Source organism: Bernardetia sp. MNP-M8 (genome assembly GCF_037126285.1).
Taxonomy (GTDB): domain Bacteria; phylum Bacteroidota; class Bacteroidia; order Cytophagales; family Bernardetiaceae; genus Bernardetia.
In genome coordinates, this window is the sequence record NZ_CP147012.1 from 2,276,751 (window position 1) to 2,301,580 (window position 24,830).

The 24,830-nt window shown below is 30.6% G+C and carries 19 protein-coding genes; 7 read left to right on the forward strand and 12 right to left on the reverse strand.

Features of this window, described 5'->3' with window-relative positions; all coding sequences use genetic code 11:
• Window positions 1–206: 206 nt before the first annotated feature.
• Window positions 207–866, reverse strand: a complete 660-nt coding sequence (locus V9L04_RS09465; RefSeq protein ID WP_338793842.1) for a hypothetical protein — start codon at window positions 864–866, stop codon at window positions 207–209.
• A 167-nt stretch (window positions 867–1,033) separates the two neighbouring features.
• Here V9L04_RS09465 and V9L04_RS09470 point away from each other — a divergent pair, with 167 nt between their 5' ends.
• Complete coding sequence (locus tag V9L04_RS09470) at window positions 1,034–2,206, forward strand: DUF1573 domain-containing protein (protein ID WP_338793843.1); 1,173 nt, start codon at window positions 1,034–1,036, stop codon at window positions 2,204–2,206.
• Window positions 2,207–2,212: 6 nt separating this feature from the next.
• Here the strand turns inward: V9L04_RS09470 and V9L04_RS09475 are convergent, their stop codons facing one another.
• The 3 genes from V9L04_RS09475 to V9L04_RS09485 form a co-directional block, all read right to left on the reverse strand.
• On the reverse strand, window positions 2,213–2,773 hold the full coding sequence (locus V9L04_RS09475; RefSeq protein WP_338793844.1) for an NUDIX hydrolase: 561 nt from the start codon (window positions 2,771–2,773) through the stop codon (window positions 2,213–2,215).
• A gap of 81 nt (window positions 2,774–2,854) precedes the next feature.
• Entirely contained in the window at window positions 2,855–3,316 is a 462-nt protein-coding gene (gene smpB, locus V9L04_RS09480; RefSeq protein WP_338793845.1) for an SsrA-binding protein SmpB, read from the reverse strand.
• A 117-nt stretch (window positions 3,317–3,433) separates the two neighbouring features.
• Window positions 3,434–3,574, reverse strand: a complete 141-nt coding sequence (locus V9L04_RS09485) for a DUF2256 domain-containing protein (protein WP_338793846.1) — start codon at window positions 3,572–3,574, stop codon at window positions 3,434–3,436.
• A 143-nt stretch (window positions 3,575–3,717) separates the two neighbouring features.
• Here V9L04_RS09485 and V9L04_RS09490 point away from each other — a divergent pair, with 143 nt between their 5' ends.
• Window positions 3,718–4,611, forward strand: a complete 894-nt coding sequence (locus tag V9L04_RS09490; protein ID WP_338793847.1) for a dienelactone hydrolase family protein — start codon at window positions 3,718–3,720, stop codon at window positions 4,609–4,611.
• Between the two features lie 47 nt (window positions 4,612–4,658).
• Here V9L04_RS09490 and V9L04_RS09495 read toward each other — a convergent pair whose 3' ends face one another.
• From V9L04_RS09495 to V9L04_RS09505, 3 genes are all read right to left on the reverse strand, one after another.
• On the reverse strand, window positions 4,659–6,122 hold the full coding sequence (locus tag V9L04_RS09495) for an outer membrane beta-barrel protein (protein ID WP_338793848.1): 1,464 nt from the start codon (window positions 6,120–6,122) through the stop codon (window positions 4,659–4,661).
• Window positions 6,103–6,768 (reverse strand): RNA polymerase sigma factor, encoded by a 666-nt coding sequence (locus tag V9L04_RS09500; protein ID WP_338793849.1) that lies wholly within the window; start codon window positions 6,766–6,768, stop codon window positions 6,103–6,105. The genes V9L04_RS09495 and V9L04_RS09500 overlap by 20 nt, the downstream gene beginning before the upstream one ends.
• A 530-nt stretch (window positions 6,769–7,298) precedes the next feature.
• Window positions 7,299–8,048: a hypothetical protein gene (locus V9L04_RS09505; RefSeq protein WP_338793850.1), complete on the reverse strand. Its 750-nt coding sequence runs from the start codon at window positions 8,046–8,048 to the stop codon at window positions 7,299–7,301.
• Between the two features lie 203 nt (window positions 8,049–8,251).
• Between V9L04_RS09505 and V9L04_RS09510 the strand changes: the two genes are divergently transcribed.
• Complete coding sequence (locus V9L04_RS09510; protein ID WP_338793851.1) at window positions 8,252–11,356, forward strand: PD-(D/E)XK nuclease family protein; 3,105 nt, start codon at window positions 8,252–8,254, stop codon at window positions 11,354–11,356.
• A gap of 107 nt (window positions 11,357–11,463) precedes the next feature.
• On the opposite strand, the gene V9L04_RS09515 is transcribed toward V9L04_RS09510, so the two are convergent.
• The gene (locus V9L04_RS09515) at window positions 11,464–11,688 is read right to left on the reverse strand and encodes a hypothetical protein (RefSeq protein WP_338793852.1); all 225 of its coding nucleotides are present in this window, start codon (window positions 11,686–11,688) and stop codon (window positions 11,464–11,466) included.
• Window positions 11,689–12,071: 383 nt separating this feature from the next.
• On the opposite strand from V9L04_RS09515, the gene V9L04_RS09520 reads away from it, so the two are divergent.
• The gene (locus tag V9L04_RS09520; RefSeq protein ID WP_338793853.1) at window positions 12,072–12,329 is read left to right on the forward strand and encodes a hypothetical protein; all 258 of its coding nucleotides are present in this window, start codon (window positions 12,072–12,074) and stop codon (window positions 12,327–12,329) included.
• A gap of 111 nt (window positions 12,330–12,440) precedes the next feature.
• On the opposite strand, the gene V9L04_RS09525 is transcribed toward V9L04_RS09520, so the two are convergent.
• The 3 genes from V9L04_RS09525 to V9L04_RS09535 form a co-directional block, all read right to left on the reverse strand.
• Window positions 12,441–13,364: a hypothetical protein gene (locus V9L04_RS09525; protein ID WP_338793854.1), complete on the reverse strand. Its 924-nt coding sequence runs from the start codon at window positions 13,362–13,364 to the stop codon at window positions 12,441–12,443.
• A 122-nt stretch (window positions 13,365–13,486) separates the two neighbouring features.
• Complete coding sequence (locus V9L04_RS09530; RefSeq protein ID WP_338793855.1) at window positions 13,487–15,331, reverse strand: AAA family ATPase; 1,845 nt, start codon at window positions 15,329–15,331, stop codon at window positions 13,487–13,489.
• 199 nt (window positions 15,332–15,530) lie between these two features.
• Window positions 15,531–17,582, reverse strand: coding sequence for a DUF3857 domain-containing protein (locus V9L04_RS09535; protein WP_338793856.1), 2,052 nt, complete (start codon window positions 17,580–17,582; stop codon window positions 15,531–15,533).
• A 774-nt stretch (window positions 17,583–18,356) separates the two neighbouring features.
• On the opposite strand from V9L04_RS09535, the gene V9L04_RS09540 reads away from it, so the two are divergent.
• Window positions 18,357–20,447: a hypothetical protein gene (locus V9L04_RS09540; protein WP_338793857.1), complete on the forward strand. Its 2,091-nt coding sequence runs from the start codon at window positions 18,357–18,359 to the stop codon at window positions 20,445–20,447.
• A gap of 165 nt (window positions 20,448–20,612) precedes the next feature.
• Here V9L04_RS09540 and V9L04_RS09545 read toward each other — a convergent pair whose 3' ends face one another.
• Window positions 20,613–21,365 (reverse strand): hypothetical protein, encoded by a 753-nt coding sequence (locus V9L04_RS09545; RefSeq protein WP_338793858.1) that lies wholly within the window; start codon window positions 21,363–21,365, stop codon window positions 20,613–20,615.
• A gap of 237 nt (window positions 21,366–21,602) precedes the next feature.
• Here V9L04_RS09545 and V9L04_RS09550 point away from each other — a divergent pair, with 237 nt between their 5' ends.
• Window positions 21,603–23,093, forward strand: a complete 1,491-nt coding sequence (locus tag V9L04_RS09550; RefSeq protein WP_338793859.1) for a UvrD-helicase domain-containing protein — start codon at window positions 21,603–21,605, stop codon at window positions 23,091–23,093.
• Window positions 23,094–23,324: 231 nt separating this feature from the next.
• The gene (locus V9L04_RS09555; RefSeq protein WP_338793861.1) at window positions 23,325–24,794 is read left to right on the forward strand and encodes a hypothetical protein; all 1,470 of its coding nucleotides are present in this window, start codon (window positions 23,325–23,327) and stop codon (window positions 24,792–24,794) included.
• Window positions 24,795–24,830 lie beyond the last annotated feature (36 nt).

Below are 24,830 nucleotides of genomic sequence, written 5' to 3' on the forward strand. Positions count from 1 at the left end.
ATATTGTATCATAAAAACTTTAAATATTTCAATTCAAGCCAAGCGTTTTTCATTTTGAAACTTTAAAAAAGCTCTTTAACTTATTGGAAAATAGAGTTTTATATTTTAGTGATATACAAAAATTGACAAAAAAAACATGCACTATTTATAGATAATGCATGTTTTTTAGAAGGTACTCTTATTAAAGCTTGCTTGATTATTTCATCTTATAAACTATCTAATTCCTCTCTAATATTTTCTCGTGCTTGTTTTTCTAATTGCTCTTTAAAAAATGTAGTTTGATAAATAGTAGGTCTATCTAAAAAGTTTTTTAAAACTAGCTTTCGACCTCTTTTGTATAAAAAATTAGGAACATAACCAAACTCTTCTCTTACTTGCTTAGAGTAGTTCTGATATACCGTTGGTGATTGCCCTAAAATCGCTAAATCTAAATCTAAAAGCACTTGTAAATCTCTATCTGTTGTTTTAGAATGATTTTTGGTAGCTTCAATATAATTCATCACTTTTCGCACTCTTTCCATAGGTAAGTATAGAGATAATTGTTCGTGAAAAAATTTTGCGCTCCTGCTTTCGTTATCTTTACGAAGTGGGACGTAAATAGCATCGTGAAACCAAATAGCTAACTCAATAGAAAGTATGTCATTTATTTCTTCTGGATAATCATACAAGCCTTTAATCATCGTTTTGATATGTGTCCAGTTGTGATAATAACGAGTATTTTCTTTGTATTGAGAACCTAGAAGTGTAAAGATTTCTATGTTTTTATCTTCAGGAAGTGAAAAATTAGCTACCATATCTACCCAACTTACTAATAAAAAATTAGCACCTTCAAAGTTGTTTTTTGTTACTTTTGTATTCAAATCCATAATTTTGCTTTAGAAGAAAACTAGTTGTGTCAGCTTTTATAGGATACATTCTAATAAAAGTTTTACAATTATTTAAAAATATTTTTCCCAGTTCTATTTCTATTCTTTTTCTGAAAAAATAATAATTTATACTCATTTTATAAAGACAAGTTAATAAGTAATCAGCTATGTACAAAATCCAATTTGCATTAAAAGAAGCATTTCTATCTTCTATGTTTTCTAAATTCCCTTTTAAAGTTTTCTCTATTTCTGTTTTTAGTTTAGCTTTTATTCTATTTTCAACAGAGCTTTTGGCTCAAAATTCTACCTTAGATTTTGAAGAAACAGAATTTGATTTTGGAAAAATAGAATTTCAAGACACACTTACTCATCGTTTTTACTTTACAAACAATTCAGAAAATGAAATTAAAATATTAGATATTTCAACGGATTGTGCTTGTAGTTTTTCGAATCAAAACTCAGATAGAAGTATAGAAAAAGACGAGCGTAGTTTTATAGAATTAGTTTTTTTACCTTATAATTACGGCAATTTTGTTAAAGTGTTTACAGTAAAGACAGACAATGCAGGGACACAAACACTAATGTTGAAAGGAGAACTACAACCTGTTTTGGATAAGGATAGAGATTTTAAATATAAGTTAGAAAAAACACCACAAATTCGTACACGAACTAAATATCTTCATTTTGGGAATATGTTGAATAAAGTTCCGATGACTAAAAAGTTTGAGTTTTATAATTCAAGTAAAGAGGACTTTGTATTTACAGGAAAGATGGAAATGCCAAAACATTTGCAAGTGCGTTTTGATTCTACACATATTTTAAAGGCAGGAGAAACTAGTGCTATCTATGTTATTTATGATCCACTTTTAAAGAATGATTTTGGTTATTTAGAAGATATGGTATTGCTTTTCGGGGAACAAAATAAAAAAACAATTAAGTTAGAGTTTAAAGTAACAGCCAATGTAGAAGAATACTTTCCTAGCTTAAATATTGAAATGTTAGAAGCCTATCCAGAGCTTAAAATAGAAGACGATTACATAAACTTAGGCAGTCATTATCTAAAAAATTTAGAAGGAAAGGATTCTTTAGAAGCTACTTTTGTACTCAAAAATGAAAGTAATATGCCTTTGAGAATTCATAAAATAATAGAAGGATATGGGTGCAAACTACTTACAGAAAAATCAGAATGGAACGAGGTTGCACCTCATAGTAATGCCATTGTAAAAATTATCTTTCAAACACCAGAAGACAGAGGAACATATATTCGTTCTCTGACTGTAATTTGCAATGACCCTAGAAAACCTATCAGAACAATGAAAATACAAGCTATTTTGAAGTAAACTAGCTTACAAAGCTATCATCTTATCAACCATTCTTTTCATAGATTGATTTATAGAAGTATTTGATTCTGCTAAGTTTTGAACTTCATGTAAATTATACCATTTAATATCCAAGATTTCGTCATTTTGAGGAGTCAAATCTTCATTTTCATCTGCTTCTACAATTAGGCGAATGTCAAAATGTAAATGCTCTGTAACTTCCTTTTTTGGAGGAATAGTATGAATGTCAATATCATAAATAGAAGAAGAAAGTAGTTTTAAATCTTTAAGACCACTTTCTTCTTTTACTTCTCTCAAAATAGTTTCTTCAATAGTCTGATCAGTATCTTCTATATGTCCACCAATTTGTAGCCATTTATTTAGTTTCTTATGATGAATCAAAAGAACTTTTGTACGCTCTTTATTGACAATCCAAGCCGAACCTGTAATCTGTCCAATTAGATTAGAACGTAAGGCAAAATCATCATTCTCTTCTAAAAATTTAATTATCTGTTTTTGAAATTCTATTTCTTCATCAAATGAAGTTTGATGTTTTTTTATTAAATCTAAAATGGATTTTTTGTTCATAAACATATAAGAAAACCAGAGTTAAAACCCTGCTCAATTGGAAAAAAAAGTATTTGAAATTAATTGGTAACTGATTACTTACTAAAAACGGTCAAGTTCTCTTTTTGCATCTTTTGCTTTTAGGTCTTGGCGTTTATCATATAGTTTTTTACCTTTTGCAAGCGCAATTTCTATTTTTGCAAGCCCTCTATCATTAACATATACTTTTGTCGGAATGATTGTCAGACCAACATCTTGAGCATCATATTGAAGTTTTTTTAGTTCTTTTCGCTTCAAAAGTAATTTTCTATCTGCTTTTTCTTCGTGATTATGTACATTTCCCATATCGTATTGCGAAATATGTAGATTACGGAGAAACAATTCATTTCCAATAAACAAGCAAAAGGCATCACTTATCGTAACTTTTCCCATTCGGATAGATTTGATTTCTGTTCCCTGCAAAACTACTCCAGCTTGATAAATATCTATAAAATGATATTCATGGGAAGCCTTACGATTTTTGATACTGACTGACTTTTGTATTTCTTTCTTTTTACCTGACATATTTATTTGATTTAATTATTAGTGAGTATTTCTCTTCAACTTATTTTGACGACTATAAGTTCGCTTTATTTTTTACTTATGATTTAACAAAATTACAAATTTAAACACAGAGTTAATTTATTTTGCTCTTCTACATCTTTCACTACAATATTTTACATCCTCCCAAACTTTTTCCCATTTTTTTCTCCAAGTAAATGGTTTTTGACACACAAGACATATTTTTTGAGGTAAATCTGATTTTTTGATATGCTTACTCATCTGTATTGCTTTTATAAAAGATAACTGTTTTAGATTCTGTTTCAAAACAACTTGCTATTACTTTTTGTTCGCACTACGTATTTCTAAAAAATACACTATTTTTCAATTATCTTTTTTGCATCTATAATCTAAACTACTACAAAATGTTCTTCTCAAAAAATTATCTCTTTCTATCACTTATTGCTGTTTTTACAGGGATAGGTTCTTATTTTTTATTATTCAATGATTCTGAATCAGAAAATAAAGCATGTTGTGCTGTTGATGAGTTTGCTAAATTCACAACAGATAAAGAATTTGTAAACAAACATCCAAATCCTATTGCATTTGATTTTACTCCTCAATATGGCAAAATGTCAGAAATAGCAGTAGAAGGTGGCGAAGCTGCCAATGTCTTTATGGTACAAGCCAAAAAACCAACAGGAAAATATCTATTTGTTTTTCACGAATGGTGGGGGCTTAATGATTATGTGAAAAAAGAAGTCGAAAAATACTATGAAAATTTTGGAAAAAAAGTAAACGTAATTGCTATTGATTTGTATGATGGAAAGGTTGCCACAACACGAGAAGATGCTCAAAAATACATGCAAGGAATGGACAATGCTCGTGCAACTTCAATTATTGAAGCTGTGACAAAACATGCTAAAGAAAAAGCTATTGAAGATGCAAGCGCACCTTTAGAAATTGCTACAATTGGTTGGTGTTTTGGTGGTGGTTGGTCATTACAAGGTTCTATTATCTCAAATGAATATACAAAAGCAACCGTTATGTATTACGGAATGCCTGAAAAAGATATGGAAAGAATCAAGACAATCAAGTCACCTGTTTTGGGAATTTATGCTAATAAAGACAAATGGATTACACCAGAAGTAATGAAGGAATTTGAAAAATCAATGAAAGAAGCAGGTAAAACAATTACTATTTTAGGATATGAAGCAGACCATGCTTTTGCAAATCCAAGTTCACCAGCTTATAATGAAACGGCAGCTAAAGAGGCTCGCAAACAAACCATTAAATTTTTGAAAAAGAATTGGTATTAAAAAAAATAACTGGTTCAAGAGTCGACGCTTGAACCAGTTATTTTCTTTTATTTTCCACTCTTAAAAATTGTAAAACGAGTTCCTACTTGCCAGCCGTAAGCCTGTGAAGAAAAAGTAACTCCATTTTCATTGATGAGTGAAGAAAGTGAAGATTTATAAGTTCCTCCTCCCCAAAGTGTCCAACGGTTTGTAATGTGGTAATTAATTCCTGCTTGAGTCCAAACCTGTGTGTTTGTAGTTCTATGATTTCCTAATGCATAGGTAAAAATAACATCTGGGTTGAGACTTGTATAAGAATAACGACTCAAAAACTCTATTGCTGTTCCGAGTTGTGCAAAACCACTAAATTTTTTGGCTCTACTTTCTCCAAATTGATAGCCAATAGCTATAGGAAGTTGCAACCATTCATATTTCGCTTCAACTTGATTATTTGGATATTCTCTCAAGTTTAATGGATCTGTTAAATCTACATATATACGCACATAATTTGTAGAACTAAAAGAATAATTTGCCTTTCCCATTCCAAGTCCTGTATTGATACTCCAACGTTTATCTTTTCCAAACTGTAAGGCGACATCAAAACCTGTTTGTTGATAAGTTCCACTAATGTTTGTTTTTGGAAGCGTATCAGCAAGATTTGAGCTATATGCTTCAATTACTGTTAGACCAGAGTGAAGAGAATCAGTTCTGAAAGTAGGTTTATAAACTCCTTGTGTATGATTAATACCAAAAGTAATGGCTACTCCAGATGATTTTTTTATATTTTCTGGGTTTTTATTCTCTTGATTACTTGTAATAGCTTCATTTGTGCTATCTATTTTTAGAATAACTTCTTTTTCAAAGTAAGGATTTCCAACAGGTAAATATTTTGACCAATCAATTTCTTTTAAGACCACAAGTTCTAGGGTATTATTTGCTTCTGCAATTACTTCATCCAAATTACTATTTTTATCTAAATCCTCATTTTTATTCTTGTCTTTGTCATTTAAGGAAATAGAAATAGCTACATCAGTATTTTCTTTACTTGTGTTTGTAGAAGTGTTTTGTGAGAAAGTAGAGTTTTTATCAGAATTGTTTTTGTTAGAAGAATTGGAATGTATTTTTTTTGTATCAGAGTTACTAATCCATTCAGTTTTTTGAGTTGGATTATTTGTTTCTACATTACCAAAAGCTGTATCATTAGGTGTTTGAATAGTGCGAATTCCTTCATTCTTTGAAGAAGAATTTTCAATATTTTCTATTTTATTTTTATCAGAATTAACGATTTCGTTAGTTGAAGGAGTATTTGAATTATCATAAACTAGCGTAAACCAAAACATAACCACCAACAAGAGTGCTGCCACTAGCCCAGAAGTCCAATAAAATAAAGGACGTTTGTACCAAGGCTTTGCATCTAAAGCTGCATCTATTTGTTCCCATAAGTGAGCAGGTGGACTAAACTGAGCATTTTCGAACTTATTCTTAAATTGCTCCTCCAACTGCTTTCGGTTATTAGTTCCGAAGTTGTTCATAGCTTTCATCTTCTTTCAAGAGCATTTCTTGTAATTGTGCTCTTGCTCGTGCGTACTGTGATTTCGATGTTCCTACACTGATTCCTAATAGTTCTGCAATTTCTTTGTGTTTGTATCCTTCAATAGCATACAAGTTGAAAATTTGCTGAAAACCATCAGGCAGTCTACGAATGATTTGTAAAAGTTCCTCTAAGTCAAATTGATCCAAAATTATATTTTCTTCTGAATTATAATTTACATCTGTTACTTCTTCTTTGAAGGCTTTATCATATTTGTTTCTACCTGTTTTGAGTGCTTGATTGACAACAATCCTACGAATCCAAAATTCTATTGGACAATCTTGTGCAAAACTATCTATATGTTTGAAAACATTGATAAAAGATTCTTGCAAAATATCATCAGCTTCTAGTGTCGTTTTGGCATAACGCATTGCGATAGCATACATCTTTGGAGCAAATTGTTCGTACAGAGTACGTTGCGCCTGACGTTTGCCCTTGATGCAATCATTGATAAGTTGAGATTCTTCAGAAGAAGGAATATGAGCAGTACGAGTAGTCGTATTCTCATTATCTAGTTCCTGATTTTCTTGTTGATTTTCAACATTTTCAATGGATTGACTTCCGTTATGTTCAGAAATGTTTGACATAAAAGGAAATTCACTCATATAAAAGACCCACAGTGAGTATAAAATGGTTGCACGAAAAATTAAAATAGCCAAAATAAATTAGCTCACTTAATCGATACTATTACTTTTCTTTAAATAATTATATTTATTTGCCTAAGGAAAACTAATTAGTATAACTTTATTCTAATACAAAATCTATACTAAATCAACTTATCATCAGTATAAATTGTTGAAAATGAAGGGGATAGATTTTTAGTCGTATTTTTTTTTCTCTAAAAAATTAATTTTGATTATAAATTGAATCATATTTGGTACGAAGATAGAAACAAAAGTGCAGCACAAATTCATAAAAAAATGAAATAAGTCTGTCAATAATCTAAAAAGAATTTAATTTTAGATTCGTTAAGAATAAGATAAAAATAGTAATTGGGTAGTAGTAGAACGCAAAAATACAAAAAAAAATCTTGTTTTGTAAGTTTTTATAAAAAAAACAACATTTTTCCTCAAAGGCTAAAAATGTTGTTTTTCTATTTATTAATAAGATGAATGCATTATTGAGCGACTTCAAAAGAAATAGAAGTAATTTCTACTCCATTATTATCACTAGAGTGCATTCTGAAATCATATTTTCCTTCTTTTGTAGGTGACATAAATTCTATAACTCCATTCTCTTGATTATCAAAATATTGGTAAGAAACATCATGCATATCGTTTCTAGATTCATCGCCATGTTCTATTTCAGAGGGAATAATACCAATCCAAGGGCGTTTGTCTAGCTTCTGACTGACCTTAAAAGTAAGCATAATTTTTTCCCCAGGTGTGAACATAGTTCTTTCCAAACTCAGTTCGCCAGTTACATCAGAAGTATTTGTATCTTCTACTTCAAAAGAAATAGAGGTAATTTCTACTCCATTATTATCACTAGAGTGCATTCTGAAATCATATTTTCCTGCTTTTTTAGGTGTATAAAATTCCAATGTTCCACTTTCTTGGTTATCAAAATATTTATAAGAGACATCGTGTTGGTCATTTTTAGATTCATCACCGTGAGGTATTTCAGACGGAATAATTCCAATCCAAGGACGTTTATCTAATTTCTGATTTACTTTGAAAGTAACATTAATTGGTTCTCCTGTCTTAAATTTTGTCTGTGTCAGACTCAATTCTCCTGTAACTTCGCCAGCTACGTTTGTTTCTACAGTTTCTTCTTGAGTTTCTGCTTTCTTTTCGCCTCCACATGAAGCAAGCGTTCCTACTAAAAAAGCACTAATCAAAATTGATTTGAATGAAATAATACTCATAGTTTTTCTAAGTTAAAATGATAAAATAAATTTGGTAATAATGAAGTTCAATTAAAAACTTGATTAAAAATAAGAATTTTTTTTGAAAAAACATATTTTGCTAATTTCTATCAGTGAATCTAAAATAATTAGAACTCAATTAAAAAATATGCGTAATTTGTAATTCCAAATCAACAAAAAGTAGTTTTTTATAAAATAAATATATGTCTTTATCTTCTCCTTCTTTCCTCCACAAAGTAGCAACCGAATTATACCAAGAATGGAAAACAGAAATTTCTGATTTGCATATTGTTCTTCCAACTAGAAGAGCATGTTTGTATTTCAAGACTTTCCTTTCTGAAATAGCAGAGGAAACTATTTTTTCTCCAAAAGTAATTTCTTTAGAAGATTTTATTGTGGGTTCTTCGGGTTTGGAAATTGAAGATACAAGCGCACTTGTTTTTGAATTGTATGATTCTTACCAAAATTTTGATAAAGGTGTAGCAGGTTCTTTAGAGCGTTTTGCACCAATGGCAATTACGATGCTATCAGACTTTAATTTGATTGATAGAAATTTGATAAAATCACATGAGCTTTTTGAGTATTTGGACGAAGTAAAAACGCTAGAACGTTGGGGAGATATGTTTGGAGAAGAAGGACAAGAAGAAGCCATAAGTTCGCTAAGTAGAATTACAGAATATTATCTTTTTTGGCAAAATGTTGAAAAGACCTACAATCATTTTAGAGAAAAATTAGAAAGTTCTAATCGTGCATATAGTGGTTTGGCTTTTCGTTGGGTTTATGAAAATTTGGAACAAGTAATTGAAGACCAAAATATAAAATGTGCTGTTTTTATAGGCTTCAATCAACTTTATAAAGCTGAAGAACTAATTATTCGAAAACTAGAAAAGCTAGGAAAAGCAAAAACGTTTTGGGATATGGATTCTTTTTATATTGATGCTAAATGGCATGAAGCAGGAAATTATTTTCGAAAATTTACTCAAAACGGATTTATAAAAGGTAGAAGAGAAGAAGTTAGTTTTGTAGAAAATTTGATACAAACTCAGAAAAAGGAAATTGAGGTAATTAGCGTAGTCAATACAATTACACAAGCCAAAACAGCAGGACATCTTCTTAATGAAATGATTGAGAGAATGATTTATAAAAATGAATTTTTCAAATTTTCAGAAGCAAGAAATCATACAGCCGTTTTATTGCCAGATGAAACAATGCTTTTACCGATGCTTTATTCTCTCCCAAAAAGTAGTGAAGGCGTAAATATTCAAAAGCTAGTTAATATTACGATGGGTGTTTCGCTCAGAAATACGCCACTTTTTTCGCTTATCAAAAATCTTTTTCAAGCACAGGAAAATATGTTGCGTGATGAAGACCAACCTCTTAGTGTTTATCACAAAGACTTACAAAGAATATTGCAACATCCTTATATTCGTCCGATTGATGAAGATGAAAATCCACCCTTGAAGCGAATGCACGACGAAAATATCATTTATTTTTCTGTAAAAGAATTATCTGATTATAAGAAAAATGGTTGGTTGTACGGACAACTCTTCGAAGATTGGGGGAAAAATGAACGAAATCCGAAAGAAAAAGATACCAATAATTCGGGAAATATCCATAAGGCTTTACGTTCTTTTTTCAAGATTATTGAGGCTTTGGCACACCGTTTTACACAAGAAGAACATTCTTTGGAAAGTGAATATTTGTTTGAGTTTTATAAGCTCTTAAAACAGATTGAAAGAATGATAATTACTTATGCACCAAATAAAGAAACACATATCGGAAATTCTATTTTTGGAGAAATTGATGAAGAATTAGATAGAAAATTAAATAAAGATAAGTTTAAAAATGAATCTGAAAATCAAAGTGAAAATAAAAAAGGAAAGCTAAAAATTCCTTTAAAAATAGAATCTTTTGAAAGACTGCTTTTGGAACTTATGAGAGATAGAAAAATTCCGTTTACTGGAGAACCTATTGCCCCTATTCAGATTATGGGAATGTTGGAAAGTAGAGCCTTAGATTTTGAAAATGTGATTATTATTTCGGCAAATGAAGGGATTTTTCCTCGTGGAAAAGTGCTGACTTCTAGCATTCCGTTTGATATTCGTTTGCAGTTTAATCTTCCTACCCACACCGAAGATGATGCTGCTTACTCGTATAATTTTTACAGACTTTTACAGCGAAGCAAAAAAATAACGCTTATTTATGCTTCTGATATGGAGGGAATGCGTGGAGGAGAACCGAGCCGTTATGTCAATCAAATAAAGAGCGAACTGGCTCATTTAGAGAATATTAGTTTTTATGAGTCTCGTTTAGAATTGCCTTTACCAACTTTCGAAAATAGCACTAGAATTGTAGAAAAAACACCTGCAATTATTCAACGACTAGAAAAATATTTGACTCAAGAAGGATTGTCGCCAAGTTATATTAGTCGTTATTTGGAAGAACCGATGCGTTTTTATGAGCAGAAAGTTTTGAAACTAAATGAACCTCCAATGATGGAAGAAGATTTGTTTCAACATACGTATGGACAGGTTATGCATGAGGCTTTAGAGGAACTTTTTGCGCCCTTGGTAGGAAAAGAAATAAATTTGGAATGGCTAGACAAAACACGAAAAGACAAAGAAAACCTAAAACTTTTAGTAGAAAAGCTCATCACAAAACTAGCTGGTGGCGTAATGCACGACACAGGAAAGAATTTTTTATTGAAAGAAGTTACACAGTCTTTGATTCCTGAATTTATGCGTTTGCAGAAAGAAGAAGCTCCTATTCGTCTGATTGCACTAGAACAACAACTTAAAAATACTATTACTTTTGATATAAAAATCAATGGACAAATCAGAAAAATTCCTCTAAAACTCATCGGAACGGCTGATAGAATTGATATAATTACGACAAAAGAAGGAATAAAAAGGCTACAAGTCATCGATTATAAAACTGGAAAAATGGATGCCGCAGCACTAAAAGCCGATACTTTCGAACAGCTTTTGAGTGATGAAAAAGCCAAAATTATTCAACTCGTTTTGTATAAATATTTGTTTATCAAAACCTATCAAGCAGGACAAATAAATCATTTGCCAACAGACTTTAGCTTAGAAGAATATCAAATTGTTTCGGGTTTTTGGTTTTTCAGAAAGCTAAGTTCTAATTTTACGCCTTATACTCTAAAAGCTGAAAAAGATTTGACTTTAGATGGATTTTTGGCAGAAGTAGAAACATTTTTACAAAAAGTAGTAGAAAACATGCTAGATGCAGCCATTCCGTTTTCTGATGTGATTGATGTGGATATTTGGGAGGAGGAAACAGAGTAGGTCAAAGCTCGCCTTTGACTTTTGATAAATTGTGATTAATAAATACTTTAAAAGGCAAGCCTTTAACCTACAAATACCATTTTCATTAATCCAACAAACCCAGTTCCTTAGCAATATAGTAGGTAAATGTGGAAAGTGGGTGCAGAATAAGGTTGATTTGTTGTTCCGTATTGACTTAATGATTTTAAGGAAATACTACCATACCAATCCTGTAATTTTTCAATTTTAGAAGGGTATTTTTCTTCTTTTAATTTAACAACATATTTTTCTAGTTCTCGTGGCTTTGCTTTCACAATAGTTTCAAATTCTATATTTCTACCATTTGAAAACATTTTTAATAATCCGTTTTAGAGAATTCAGTAATATCTCTTTTTAATCTTAACTCCCAATGCCTTTGTACCATTTTCTCTACACCTTGATATTGTATTGGGATCATCTTATCGGTGTTTGTAAACTATTGAGAGACTTCTGAAAGAAACTGTTAAAGGAATAAAAAATAAATAACTTATTTATAATTTTAAAACACAGCTAATAATTTTCCTAAATAGTGAAAATAATATTTGCATTATTCAAATAAATACTTACCTTGTGATTAGTTTGTTAGAAGTTAAAATTTGTTTTAAATTCATTTATATTACATGATAGCTAAATTAGCTTTTTTAAAACTAACAGAACTAATATTAATTAATCATTATTCAATCTAATTATCATTTTTATGAAAAGTCTAAAAGATTTTAAAAAGTTTGCTGTATCTCAAAAAATAGCTTCAAGTGTATCTGGTGGAGCTGTTGCTCCTATCGATGGAGATGATGATAATCCTGGTGGTGGTGGTGGTGGCAATGCTGGTGGTGGCACAAGAACACTCTATTGTTGTAAAAACTGTAATACTGCTCTTTGTGGCTACAATGCTTGGACAGTTAAAATGGCTTGTTTAAACTCAACAAATCCTGGACCTGTAGTAGTATGTAACTAAACATCACGATAATGTTTAGTATCAAAAGCATTTGGTTTTTAATGAAATCAAATGCTTTTTTTTATCATTTTTTAATAAAAAAAATTATAATGTACTATTACTCCAACATACTCAATTCTTTGCGATGTCGTGAGTAAGTTTGGAAAGTGGGCGCAGATGAAAATTTTCTTCTTCCATAATTCCGTTGGAAAGATGCCGAATTACGTCTTCTTTATTCCTGAAAAAAGTGCCTTCATATTTTTGAAATAATTCATCGATATAGGAATCTGGATAAGTAATTTGTTTTTGGATAAGTTCTAAAATTTGGTCTTTGTGTTGGTCGTAAAGTTCGTTTATACGAAAAACTTCAAAATTTTTGCCTAATACTTTTTTAGCTTTTTCATAATCAATACAAAATCCATCTTTATCATAATAGAATGTTGAATTTTTGATTTTTAGACTAAAACTAAACTCTTCTATTTTAGAATATGGATTTACTGAAACTAATTTTGTTCCTTTAAAAGTCTGATTACAAGTTTTGCAGCTTGGAATGAGATTATAAAATGATACAGCTAAAAAAGGATATTCTGATTTTGGATAAAAATGGTCTAGTTCGTCAATTCGTATTACTGTATCTTCTATTTTCTCTTTTTCTTGTCTTTCTATTTCAACAAGTTTGATATAATTTCGATTGCAGTACGGACAAACTGAAATATTTAAACTTTCTATAAGGTCTTTAGAACTATACTTGATTTCTTTATCATTTTCTTCTTTCTTAATAAAACCAGTTGTCAAGTAACCATAATAAGTTTCAAAACCCTTAAAATCACTTTTATCTTTACATTGATGAGCATTCCAAATTTCTACTAAAGCATCTATTTCACTAGGAGAAGCAAAGACAATTTTCTCAAAATCAAATTCTGCAAAATACTTTTTTATAGCATCATTGAAGTATTTTAAATCAAACTTTTTATTTCTACTATCAGCATAATTCTTTATCGCTTCCCAATGCCTTTGCACCAGTTTCTCTAAATCTCTATGTTGTATTGGAATCATGTTATTGGGGTTTGTAAACGAGATAAATGTCTTAAACCGTCGTTGAGACTTCGCCGTCAACGAGGAGTAATCTAAATTCCTCAACGACGGCAACGCCTCGTTGACGGTTAAAAGCAAAAGAACTATACTGGATTATCGTTTTTCAAAATACTTTCTAAACTATGTATTCTAGCTTTTAATTCTTCAATTTCTGTACTATGTTTATCTACTTTTCGAAGGCGTTTGCTATCCAAAAGTTTTTGCAACATCGTTTTTACTATCGGCTCTCCAATCATTGAAATAATCATTTCACATTTATCTAATTCTTTTGGTTTAGGTTCGCTTTCATTCAAAATATCAATCGCTTCATCAATCTTACTTTGAGCAAACTCTCCCACCAAACCACCTTTCATAAAAAACGAATCGGTCAGAAGTGTATGAATATTTGCACCAAAAGTATGTTTCATACTCTCTAGTTTGGACACTTTACACAAACCTGTATCTTTTTCTTTCTCCAAAAAAATAACATTCTCTTTCGGTAAATCAGAAACCAAAAAAGGAGAGTGAGAAGTAAGAATAAGCTGGATTTCTTTGTCTGGGAATATTTTTGGTAAAGTTTCAAGCAAGATTTTTAAATACTGCTTTTGCCATTGGGGATGTAAACCTAGTTCGCCTTCGTCTATGAGAATACAAATATTAGTTCCTCTAGAAGAATTAGCTTTTCTTGCTTGCCAAAGTCCTGAGAAGAGATTCAAAAGTGTTTTTTCGCCATAACTAAAATAACAAATATTATTTTTATAAGTGAATTGTAAAGAGTGAAATCTAAAAAGTATTTTGGAGTCAATATCAACAAATCTATTAAATAATTCACTTTGAATATTTATTATAAAATAACGATTGTCCTTAAAATTTGCTTTTTTCAATATATCTAGTAATTTTTCACTTTGAGAGATACTTTCTAGGAAATGGAAATCCTGTTTTACTCTTAGGTTTTGAACCTTATATTTTTGATAAATACTCCTTATTAATTTTTTGTAGGTATTATCAGATTTAGTTATTTCATTAAACAAAATTTGTAGGAATAAAATATTATCAGATAATTTATTTTTTTCTACTATATTTTTTTGCCAAGGTTCTAGTAAATCTCCAAAGAATATTTCTAAACTGGTAATAATTTCAATATATAGCCTTCTATAAAAGTGTTCTTCTATTTCTTCCTCCTGTGAATATGAAACTACTTCTCTAATTGGTAATGACTTTGTAATTTCATACCTAAAATCAATGCTGTTATTTCCCTTAAACAAAATGGCTATTCCATTGAAATTTATATGAGTTTGATTAGCAAATTCTGAAATATACCAAAACCAAAAGTGATTTTGTACATCAATATAGTGCTGTAATGAAACTTTTCTGTGCTTATCGAAAATATTTATATTATGAAATAGGTTATTAATAGAAGTATCAGTATAAGCAAAAGGTCTTTTATCTCTGATATCTTCTTCAAACTTATAGAAATCATCTAGTGAATAAGAGTAATTTATTATATGTAAACCGTCTAATAGTTTATTATTGACGATACCACTAACTTCAATATTTGTGAGGATTTTATAAACTTTATTTCCGTCATTTACTATTACAATACAATCTTTTAGATCTTTTGGAGACATAGCTCCAAGTTTTTTTACACCATCCAAAACCGAACTCTTCCCAGCTCCATTTTCTCCCACAATAGCCGTAACATTTGTAATTTTTCCTTTTTGGGTTTCTTCTTTGTCTTTTTCGTTTTTTACATTGAAAAAATCCTCATAAAAAGCTGCTTTTTTCTTTCTGTCTTTATCTTTTATATTATCTGTCAGCGTTCCACTAACAATTTTTCCATTTTCATCTGGCTTGTCTGGCTCAAAATGAAAATCATACAAAGGACTAAAATTAAATCCTTGTTGTTTGATATTTTTATAATCTTCAATCCAAAGGTAGAGGAGTTGCATAGGTGGAAGGTAAAAAAGAGTGTTGATAGAATAGAAACAAGATACAAGTTATCTCATTAAAAGCCTAAATCATTGCACCAAAAAAACAAGAACTAAAACAAAGAAAAATCCTATGAAAAATGAATCTCATAGGATGGTTTTATAAGTTTTATAATAAAATTAAAAGGGGAGTTTACCTTTATGTTTTCCTGTTTTTATTTTATTTCATTTTTTGAAGCATCACAACAGCATTGCTAAAATTTACTGATGCAGAGTTAATACGTTCGAAGGCTGCTAATTGTTCTTTTGTTTGTATTGCATCTCTATAAAATTCTGTTATTTCTACTGTCAAAGTCCCATTTTTGATATTTGCTTCTGTTTTGAAGTGCATAAGCATCTGCCCCATTTCGGCATTCCAAACCTGCTTTTTGAGTGATTCGAAATTTCTAATATAATAGCCTTCTGGAATTTCTATTTCAATGATAGTTTTGAATTCTTCTGGGTAACCTTTTTCTACATTTCCTTTTTGTAAATATGATTTTGGATGTGCATCTAAAAGACTTCCTAATTTGAATAAGTAGGTTTCGTTGGCTTGTTCTACAAGTGTATTTGAAGATATTTTTCCTTCTACTTTAAATAAATCCATACGAACTGTTTCAGTATCATAATAATTATTTTCTATAGTTGTAATATCTACACGTTCTGGAATAGCGTGTTCTCCTGCACGAATATCAAAACGACTAGCAACAGCTTTTTCAGGCTCATCAGATAAATAGTAATAAGCGTGGTAATCTATGGCAGAATATCCAGTGAGTTCTCTCTTTAAATTAATTTTTGTAGTATTTAATTCGTCTTCAAAACTCACTTTATAGTATGTATTAGTATGGCTTTGAGAAGGATTAAAATTGATAGTACGAATATCTGAATAGGCAATAATATCTTCTCCCAAAATTACAGGTGGCTTTACAAAAATACCTTTGTTATTAATGAGCGAATACGGAATATATCCATAACGATAACTAATTTCAGTAGGCATCAAATAGCTTTTCATAGAAGGGAAATAGAACAAGTAGGCGTGGATAAAATCCCACGAAGGAAAATTCTCATCAAAGGCAAAATATTTTTTATCAGAAGTTCCTACCAAACGATGGTCTATTCCTGCATTTTGAAAAAAAGCTCCAAACAAACGCAAAACACCATAACTATCACTCATTCCATTTTCTAAAGAAGCCAAAAGAGAATACGAATCGTGGCTAACATTTTCATCTATACGAATATGATTTTTGATATAATCTTCAATTGCTTTTATTTTTTGTTCCTGTGGAAGTAAAGACGTTTTTTGAGCATTTAATTCTTCTAAAATAGAATTAATTCGTCTGTTTTCATCTTTCAAACTCAATGGATAAACTACTGAAGCAAGTTGGTTTGCAATAGTTTCCCAGCTATTATCAGCATATTTTTCATCAGCCAAAACGTGTGAAAAACGATAGTGCAAGCGCATCAAATTTCCTTCTCCTAAAATAGATTTTGAAGAAACTGTATTTATTTTATCAGTTGAGATAGAAAGTAAATTTCTTCCCATTGCATCACTCTGTTGTTTTGCTTGTGGAAGTCCGTTATAGCTTTTGCTTGTAAAAAGAATATTTGCAGGAGTAATAAGTTCGAAGCTCACATTTTTCAAGACTACATTAGCAGGATACATATAATGTCCAGAAAGAGATGCCGAACGCTCTATCACATAAAAATATTCAATATTACTTCCTACTTGCGCTCCCTCAATAGGAAAACGAGTAGAAGAAGTAAAAAATCCATTTTCTTCTATTTTACGAATCTGAGAAAGGTCTATCTCTATTGTCTTTCCATCAGTTTGAATACTTCTAGCTTTCAAGCTCACCAATCTTTCGCCCTCTTGAAGAGGAACAAATACTTTATTATACTGCTTGAGTGCGTTCTCTGAATTGATTTTTATGATATGATGTGTCAGTTCCCACATTTTAAAATCACCTTTTTCATCATAAAAATACTCTAAACCATAATGATATTTTTCAAAAGTAGTTGGTTCGTTATTTTTCTCTGTACTTGCTTTTGCAGCACTAGGAGAAATATCCCAATCATAATTAAGAAGTTGGAAAGGTTCTGTATAAGGAAAGATTTCATTATTTTCATTTTCAGAAAATTCAGTCGCTACTTCTTGAGCTTTTACATAATATGAAAAAGTTGTAATCAAGAATAGAGAAGAGAAGAGAAAAAAGAACCGTAAGTATTTATTCATAAAAATATATAGGAAAGGAAATATCTGTGACTTATTTGATTGTGAAATATAAAATAATGTTTGAAAACACTATTTAATTATCACTTGTCTTGAAGAACAGTTGTTGAAAATAAAATTCTAAAAAAGAAGCTAAAAATCTGCTAATCAACTAACTACCCAGTCTAATAACTGCAAAAACTAACCCTAAAGTTTGTAAACTGCAAATAAGCGAAAGAATAAAAAATAGAGTTTGATGTGTGTTTTCTACTAAAAACGCAGTGTTTTTTAGTTAAAAAAATAGAATCAACATAACAGTTTTCTAATTTTTCTGAAAAAATGGCTTATTTGTTAAGTATAACGCAGAAACAGCCAATAAAGTTAGGCAAAATTCCGTATTGCAAACTATAAAGGGCTTTTTTTTACGCTAGTAGGTTTATAAGATGTTTTTATCCTAAAATAAGAATTATAGAAAACAAAAATCATATAATCTAGAAATTATTAGAATAAACTCCTGAAAATAATGATAGCTTGACTTTTTCACGTGAAAGGTTGTTTTTTATAATTTAATAGCAAATATTTGAAGTAGAAATGAGAATACTTTAATTGGATAATGAATTTATTTGTCTGCTATTTTTGATAAACCCAATACTATTTTTTCAACAAAAACATGTTGAAAAAAAACATTCACCTCATAAATGACGTTGATTATAAAGACAGAGTTACGTAGTTTTTGATAAACTACATTCCTCCATTTTTTGAGTTGTGTATTATAATTCGCTTATTATTCCCAAGTTTATGAATAAGCAACTGGTTTCTGACCAATCTAACAGCAACTTAGAGGAAAACAGAATTTCATTTTTTAGACTAGATTTAGATTTACTAAATTCTCTTTTTTTCAGTTGTATTGCTTCTTTTAGGTACTTTTTAAATTCTATTTGTAATGTTTTTTTTAATAAAAATATAGGAATAGGCTGTTTTACTGTACTTTCCTGTTTGTTTTTTTGCCAAAAAAGTAAAGCTCAAAAAGCTCCTTATACACCTTCTTATTCTGTTACAATTACACAAGATAGCATTGAGAGAATAGTTGATAATTATTATAAAGAAACAAATGATACCACCACTACGGATAAAATTAGATATTGGGCAGCCAAGAGAAAATGGACAAAAGAAGTAGTTAGTTGGATTATAAGCTCAAAGAAAGAACCTAGTTTTTGCCCTCCTGCTGATGTTCTGCATTATCCAGATTGGAAGGCACAAGAAGGAAAAATAATAGGAAAAATTGATGTTCTTACTTTAGATGTTTTTGGAGCAAAAGCAACTGATACTTTACACGAAACAAGAAATTGGTTAGAAAGAGCTGCAAATACCATTCATATCAAAACACAAAGTAGTGTAGTAAAAAGGCGTTATTTGTTTTTCAAAGAGGGAGAAGAATTGAATCCTGATTTGATAAAAGATACAGAGCGAGTTTTGAGGCAATTAAGAGCTATTGGAGATGCTCGTATTTATGTAAAAGAAAGGCTACGAGTAGATGGAACAGTAAGTGATACCGTTGATATTGAAGTAATTACTCACGATATTTGGTCGCTTGTTCCAAGTGCAGGTGCATCAGGAATAAATAGTGGTTGGATTCAGTTACAGGAGCGAAATTTACTAGGTTTTGGACACAATGTAGAAGGAGAATTGATGTATTCGCCAGATTCTCAACAACCTTTTGGACACCGAGCAAAATTTGAATCTGCTTATTTAGGAAATTCATTTTCAGTTTTGAGTGCCGAATATTGGAACACTTATGAGCGAAAAAGTTATAATGCAGCTTTAGAACGTCGTTTTCTTTCACCTGATATGCGTTGGGCAGGTGGTCTAGAAGTTGGTTATAGACGTTGGTTAGCTCTTCCTTTATCTGAAAATGACACAATTACACCTACTTTTTTTTATAGTTATTTACTTACTGATGGTTGGGGAGCTTATTCTTTTCCCATCAAAAATAAAAAAATAAATAAGGGAGGAAGAACATCAATTATCACAGCTGCTCGTTTTACAAATTATTATTATACAGACAGACCAGAAATAAGTGCAGACACTAATCTTTTATATCAAAATCAAACTCAACTGCTTTTGAGTGTCGGACTTTCTACTCGTAAATATGAAAGAGATTATATGATTTATGGTTTTGGAAGAACAGAAGATATTCCTATTGGTAGACGTGCCGTTCTTACCTTTGGAAAGTCAAATACAGACCTTGAAACAAGATATTATACAAGTTTAGAACTTAGCAAAGGTATAAGAACTAAAAAAATAGGTTATGTGCGAGCTTCTTTGGCTTTAGGTTCTTATATGACTACTGAAAAAGAATTGGAACAAGGCATATTTGAATCAAAATTTACTTACTTTACCCCTTTATTGTGTTTGGGAAGGTGGCGTTTAAGGCAATTTGTTAGGGGACGTTATACTAAAGGATTTAATAGATTTGAGAGAGAGTTTAATGACATCAATAGCAGTGAAGGCATTTGGGGAATAAGCGATGACCAACTAAAAGGAACAGAAGTAGGGTTTATTGGAACAGAGAGTGTTTTTTTTACGCCTTGGCGATTTTTAGATTTTCAGTGGGCATTTTTTCTTCGGGCAGATATTGGTGTCGCTACTTTTGGAGGTTCTGTGTCGCAAAGTCCTATTTTTCAGGGCTATAATGTTGGATTTAGAATGTATAATGAACGTTTTTCATTTCGTACTCTTCAAATACGTTTTGGTGTCTATACAGGTTTTAATGATGCACCTTATTATCTTCAAACTGTTATTGATAATGTCCCACGACTACGAATTGAAGATTTTGATATAGAAAAACCTGATGTCATTTATTTTCATAAAGGTAACGAAGGAAGATAAATCAAGTCTGAAGTCAGATTTTAGAAGTCAGAAGTAAAACTAATTTAATTTCTTTTTTTTGTGTTTGACAAATTTAGAATTAAAAAAGGTTTTGAAAAATATTGTTTTCAAAACCTTTTATTATTTTTAAAATCTAGTTTAAGCGTCGACTCTTGAACTAGGAAATTATTTCAAAATTCCTTTGTGGATAAATTCAAAAATATCCTTTCCTACTTTTGTATTCTTTACTTCTGCATTATTTGCCTTCGAACGAGCAATTTTAACAGCTTCTAAAAGCTCATCAATACGTGCAATCATATCGTTTTTTTGAGAAGAAGTAACTTTTCCAGAGATATAAACTGTTTCGTATTTACCTACTTGAAAATCAAGATTCAAAAGTTCAGTTTGTGCTGGATGTTCTTTTGTAGCCTCATATTTCACAATAACCTTTGGACGCTTAACAGTACGAAATTTTACTTCTTCTGGTGTGCGATAAACATTTGTTTTGGTATCAAATTCCCACTTACGAGTTTGATCTAGTGTAGGAATAGCATTATACAAATCTTTCAAACGGTTAATATTGCTTTCCAATGCCAAAAGCGAAGTAGCCGAAAATGTACCAAATTTTTTGTTTCCAATTGTTAGTTCAGCTTTGGCAACATCAGCAGAGTTGGTTTCTTCTTTCGAAATATTAGCATCAATTCCTGCAATGATAAGTTCCATTGCCTCCTCCAATTTTTTCTTAACTGTCGTTACCATTTCCTTTGTTTCGTCAGGAATTTCATCAGAGTTTTCTTCTAAAGAAACATAGTGTTTTACCATTCCATCAAAATAAGGGTCATTTTTAGTAAAAGTCTTTTTTGCTTCACCAATTGCTTGATTGGCTTTATTTTTTCTTTCTTGTTCGACAGCTAAAAGCTCGTGTAATTTGTTTGACATAAGTTGTGTGTGTTTAATTTTTTGATAAATAAATTGGATATTTGTTATATGAATTTCTAAACGCCATTATTTTTAGAAAAGTTTCTTTATCTTTCAATTTATGAAAAAAAATCGCTTTTGTTATCTTTTGAAATATTTTTTTAGAATCAATTTTTAGCTTCAATAAAATTTGATTTATAAAACAAACTACTTTAATTTAGAATAAAATTAATAGCTAATAGATTATTTGTTAGATAAATGCCTTTAGAAATCAATTCCAATTTTACTTCTCAACAAGAATCAATCATCGAATCAGAAGGTGATTTGAAAGTCGAAGCTGTGGCTGGTTCTGGAAAAACTACAGCTCTTTTAGAATATGCCAAAAAACGAGAAGGTGAAGGCTTTATGTTGTATCTAGCTTTTAATAGAGCTATAAAAGAAGAGATTTTAAGAAAATTACGACTAAATAATCAAAATCATATTCCGACACTTTGGGTAGAGACAGCGCATTCGTTGGCGTATAGAAGTCTTTTTAAGAAAAAAACATCGCCTTTGATTTTGGATTTATCACTTTCTTCTATCAAAAATTATTTTCATTTATCAGATACTGACACTACAAATAGCTATCTTTTGGCTCGTCATACCAAAGATTTTTTTGATACCTTTTGTCAGAGTACGCACAAAACAATTTCAGCATTTGATTATACTGAAAAGCTCACACCACGAAAAGGACTTTCTTATGCTCAGAAAAATTATGACCAATTAGAAAAACAAGTAAAATGGCTTTTTGATAAAATGAGTGATACCAAAATTCCGATTACACACGATTTTTATCTCAAAAAATATCAACTTTCAAACCCTAAACTTTCCTTTGATTGGATTTTGTTCGATGAAGGACAAGACGCTTCGCCTGTTATGCTAGATATTTTCATGAATCAAGAAGCTACAAAACTGATTGTAGGCGATGAACATCAACAGATTTATGGATGGAGAAGTGCTATTAATTCGCTTTCAAATACAGATTTTCCAAAATTAAATTTACAAAAAAGTTTTCGTTGTCCTGTTGCTGTAACTGATTATGCAAAGGAAGTTGTAGCATGGAAAAAACACATCTTTCCAGATTTTAATAGTAATGACTTTGAAATGATTCCTCGTTCTGTTTTATCAAATCAAGAAACAAATAATCAGAAGAGAACTCATGCAGTCATCGCAAGAACGCATCTAGGACTTATTCAGACAGCAATAGAATGGCTCTTTGAATCTAAAAAGGTAAGTTCAGTAGCCTTTGAAGGAAATTTTGAACAATATCTTCAATTAGATGATGGTTCTTCTATTTCTCAATTAGTAAATCTGAATAACAAAGCGAATCGAAAAAAAGCCTTTTGGCATGATTGGAAACAGATTGAGGAAACAGCAGCAGCCTCTCAAGACCGTTCACTAAAAAGATTAGTAGAGCTTGTCAAAAAATATGGAAATGAACTTCCAAATCTTTTAGAACGACTTCAAAACCGAATTACAGAACCTCACAAGGCTGACATTACTTTTACGACAGCACATAAAGGAAAAGGGTTAGAATGGGATAATGTTTACCTTCAAAATGATTTTGTAAGTGAAAAACAAATCTTGAAAGCGATACAAACAAAAACAGGAAAGCCAATTTCGGAAGCTAGAAAACAAGCCATTAATGAAGAAATAAATATTCTTTATGTTGCGCTGACACGAGCTAGAGAAGAAGTTAGGAAGATTTGAGAGTAATTTTTATTAGAAACTGCAAGAGTAATTTAGCTTAGAACTTTTTAAAGTATTATTTCATTATACTATCATTATTTTCAATAAAACTGAAACAGATAGTTGTATTAAATCGTACCTAATTTACTACGTTTTGTTTTTATTAACTATTTGTCTATAACCTAATTAAGAGATTAAAGTTAATGTTTTAGTCAGAGCTAGTAGAAAAGGAATTGAAAAAATATCCCCATTATGAAAAAATCTACGTCAAAAATTTATTCTCATTTTATAGATAAACACAAACATGCTCATTTTCTTGCTCAAAAAAGACAAGATTCTATCACCCATGAGATTATAGAAGAAGGTGATGAAGTTGTATTCTGTAGTGTTTGTAAGTCAGCTTTTATGGTAGATTCGTGGGAATATATTGGTCGTTCGCACTGTCATCAGTCTCAAACCCTCAAAAAAGTTCCTGCTTTGCGTGCACTTTCGTTAGACAGAAAGAAAATTGAGAAAAGGAAAAAAGTAGCCTTTTACAAAAAACATTCGGGAGGAGTTTTGATAGCTATTTTTGTTTTGGGTAGTGTTTTTGGAATAATGGGAATGGCAATCAATGCACTTACTTCGCCAGCAAAATCAATGAGTGTTCAGGGAATTACAATTACAGAAAAGCACTATATAAATAATGGAAAAGCATATTATAAGGCACAAGATTACACAAAAGCTGAAAGTTTTTATATAAAAGCTCTAAATATAAACCCAAGTAATACAGAAGCATTGCATCTTTTAGAGCAACTTGAAAATGAGTATTTATTAGCTTTGGAAGAAGCAGACCGTTTTTTCAAAATACAGAATTATAAAGATGCAAAATATTGGTATAAAAAAGCTGTAAAGTACAAACCCAATTCAGATTATCCAACAAAACAGCTTTCTCTTATCACACAAGCACAAGCTGAACCACCAACGTCATTTATAAACAAAGAAGATTTAGAAACAGAATTATCAAATTCCATTTTGAAAGAATATCCAAAAGAGTGGGAAGAGTTTATAAATAAAGATGAAAAACTCTATTTTTGGATAGAGAATTTACAAAAAACAGAGGTTCTTTTGAGTTATGAAAGTGGACTTGTGGAGCTTAGAAGTTTGCGAGAAAAAGGATTAAAAAATGATAAAGAACCAAAATGGCTTACAGAATCAACTCATAAAAACCTAGACAACAAAGAACTTAAAAGAGTGTCTGATGAAATACAAGAAGGTAGTAAAGGAAAACTTCTCAATACTTTTCAAGGTGCAAAAATGCCACAAGCAGTTTTTGTTTATGGAGAATTATTTTTGAGGGAATTTGAAAAACTAAATGATGATGAAAAGGAAAAAATAGATGAAAAAATGTTTAGATATGAATCTATTTCTGTAATCAGTAAAGGAAATAAAATCTACTATTATACATTAGATACACGAGGAGCAAGACAGGTAAATGAGTTTTCTACATTCCACTTTAAAGAGAAGGAAAAAGTAATTTTGAGTGATGATGGAAGGTATTTCCTAACTCAAAGCGAAGATAAAATACTTCACTTGTATGATACTAGAAGTAAAGTAGTAATCAAATCTCTACGAACAAATGAACATCAAGATTTTCTAAACAATGCCTATTTTGATTTAGAAAATAATGAAATAGTTGCACATACAGAAAGAGGGGAGAGTAGGTGGAAAATTACAGATTAGAAAGTTGAGAATATAATTCCTCTTATCAATATTCTA

Excerpts from the sequence above, each read along its gene's own strand:
- V9L04_RS09485 (WP_338793846.1), bottom strand. The coding sequence starts at position 3,574 with ATGAGTAAGCATATCAAAAAATCAGATTTACCTCAAAAAATATGTCTT.
- V9L04_RS09475 (WP_338793844.1), bottom strand. The coding sequence starts at position 2,773 with ATGAACAAAAAATCCATTTTAGATTTAATAAAAAAACATCAAACTTCA.
- V9L04_RS09465 (WP_338793842.1), bottom strand. The coding sequence starts at position 866 with ATGGATTTGAATACAAAAGTAACAAAAAACAACTTTGAAGGTGCTAAT.
- V9L04_RS09510 (WP_338793851.1), top strand. The coding sequence starts at position 8,252 with ATGTCTTTATCTTCTCCTTCTTTCCTCCACAAAGTAGCAACCGAATTA.
- V9L04_RS09540 (WP_338793857.1), top strand. The coding sequence starts at position 18,357 with ATGAATAAGCAACTGGTTTCTGACCAATCTAACAGCAACTTAGAGGAA.
- V9L04_RS09520 (WP_338793853.1), top strand. The coding sequence starts at position 12,072 with ATGAAAAGTCTAAAAGATTTTAAAAAGTTTGCTGTATCTCAAAAAATA.
- V9L04_RS09495 (WP_338793848.1), bottom strand. The coding sequence starts at position 6,122 with ATGAACAACTTCGGAACTAATAACCGAAAGCAGTTGGAGGAGCAATTT.
- V9L04_RS09525 (WP_338793854.1), bottom strand. The coding sequence starts at position 13,364 with ATGATTCCAATACAACATAGAGATTTAGAGAAACTGGTGCAAAGGCAT.
- V9L04_RS09515 (WP_338793852.1), bottom strand. The coding sequence starts at position 11,688 with ATGTTTTCAAATGGTAGAAATATAGAATTTGAAACTATTGTGAAAGCA.
- smpB (WP_338793845.1), bottom strand. The coding sequence starts at position 3,316 with ATGTCAGGTAAAAAGAAAGAAATACAAAAGTCAGTCAGTATCAAAAAT.
- V9L04_RS09500 (WP_338793849.1), bottom strand. The coding sequence starts at position 6,768 with ATGTCAAACATTTCTGAACATAACGGAAGTCAATCCATTGAAAATGTT.
- V9L04_RS09545 (WP_338793858.1), bottom strand. The coding sequence starts at position 21,365 with ATGTCAAACAAATTACACGAGCTTTTAGCTGTCGAACAAGAAAGAAAA.
- V9L04_RS09490 (WP_338793847.1), top strand. The coding sequence starts at position 3,718 with ATGTTCTTCTCAAAAAATTATCTCTTTCTATCACTTATTGCTGTTTTT.
- V9L04_RS09505 (WP_338793850.1), bottom strand. The coding sequence starts at position 8,048 with ATGAGTATTATTTCATTCAAATCAATTTTGATTAGTGCTTTTTTAGTA.
- V9L04_RS09535 (WP_338793856.1), bottom strand. The coding sequence starts at position 17,582 with ATGAATAAATACTTACGGTTCTTTTTTCTCTTCTCTTCTCTATTCTTG.
- V9L04_RS09470 (WP_338793843.1), top strand. The coding sequence starts at position 1,034 with ATGTACAAAATCCAATTTGCATTAAAAGAAGCATTTCTATCTTCTATG.
- V9L04_RS09555 (WP_338793861.1), top strand. The coding sequence starts at position 23,325 with ATGAAAAAATCTACGTCAAAAATTTATTCTCATTTTATAGATAAACAC.
- V9L04_RS09530 (WP_338793855.1), bottom strand. The coding sequence starts at position 15,331 with ATGCAACTCCTCTACCTTTGGATTGAAGATTATAAAAATATCAAACAA.
- V9L04_RS09550 (WP_338793859.1), top strand. The coding sequence starts at position 21,603 with ATGCCTTTAGAAATCAATTCCAATTTTACTTCTCAACAAGAATCAATC.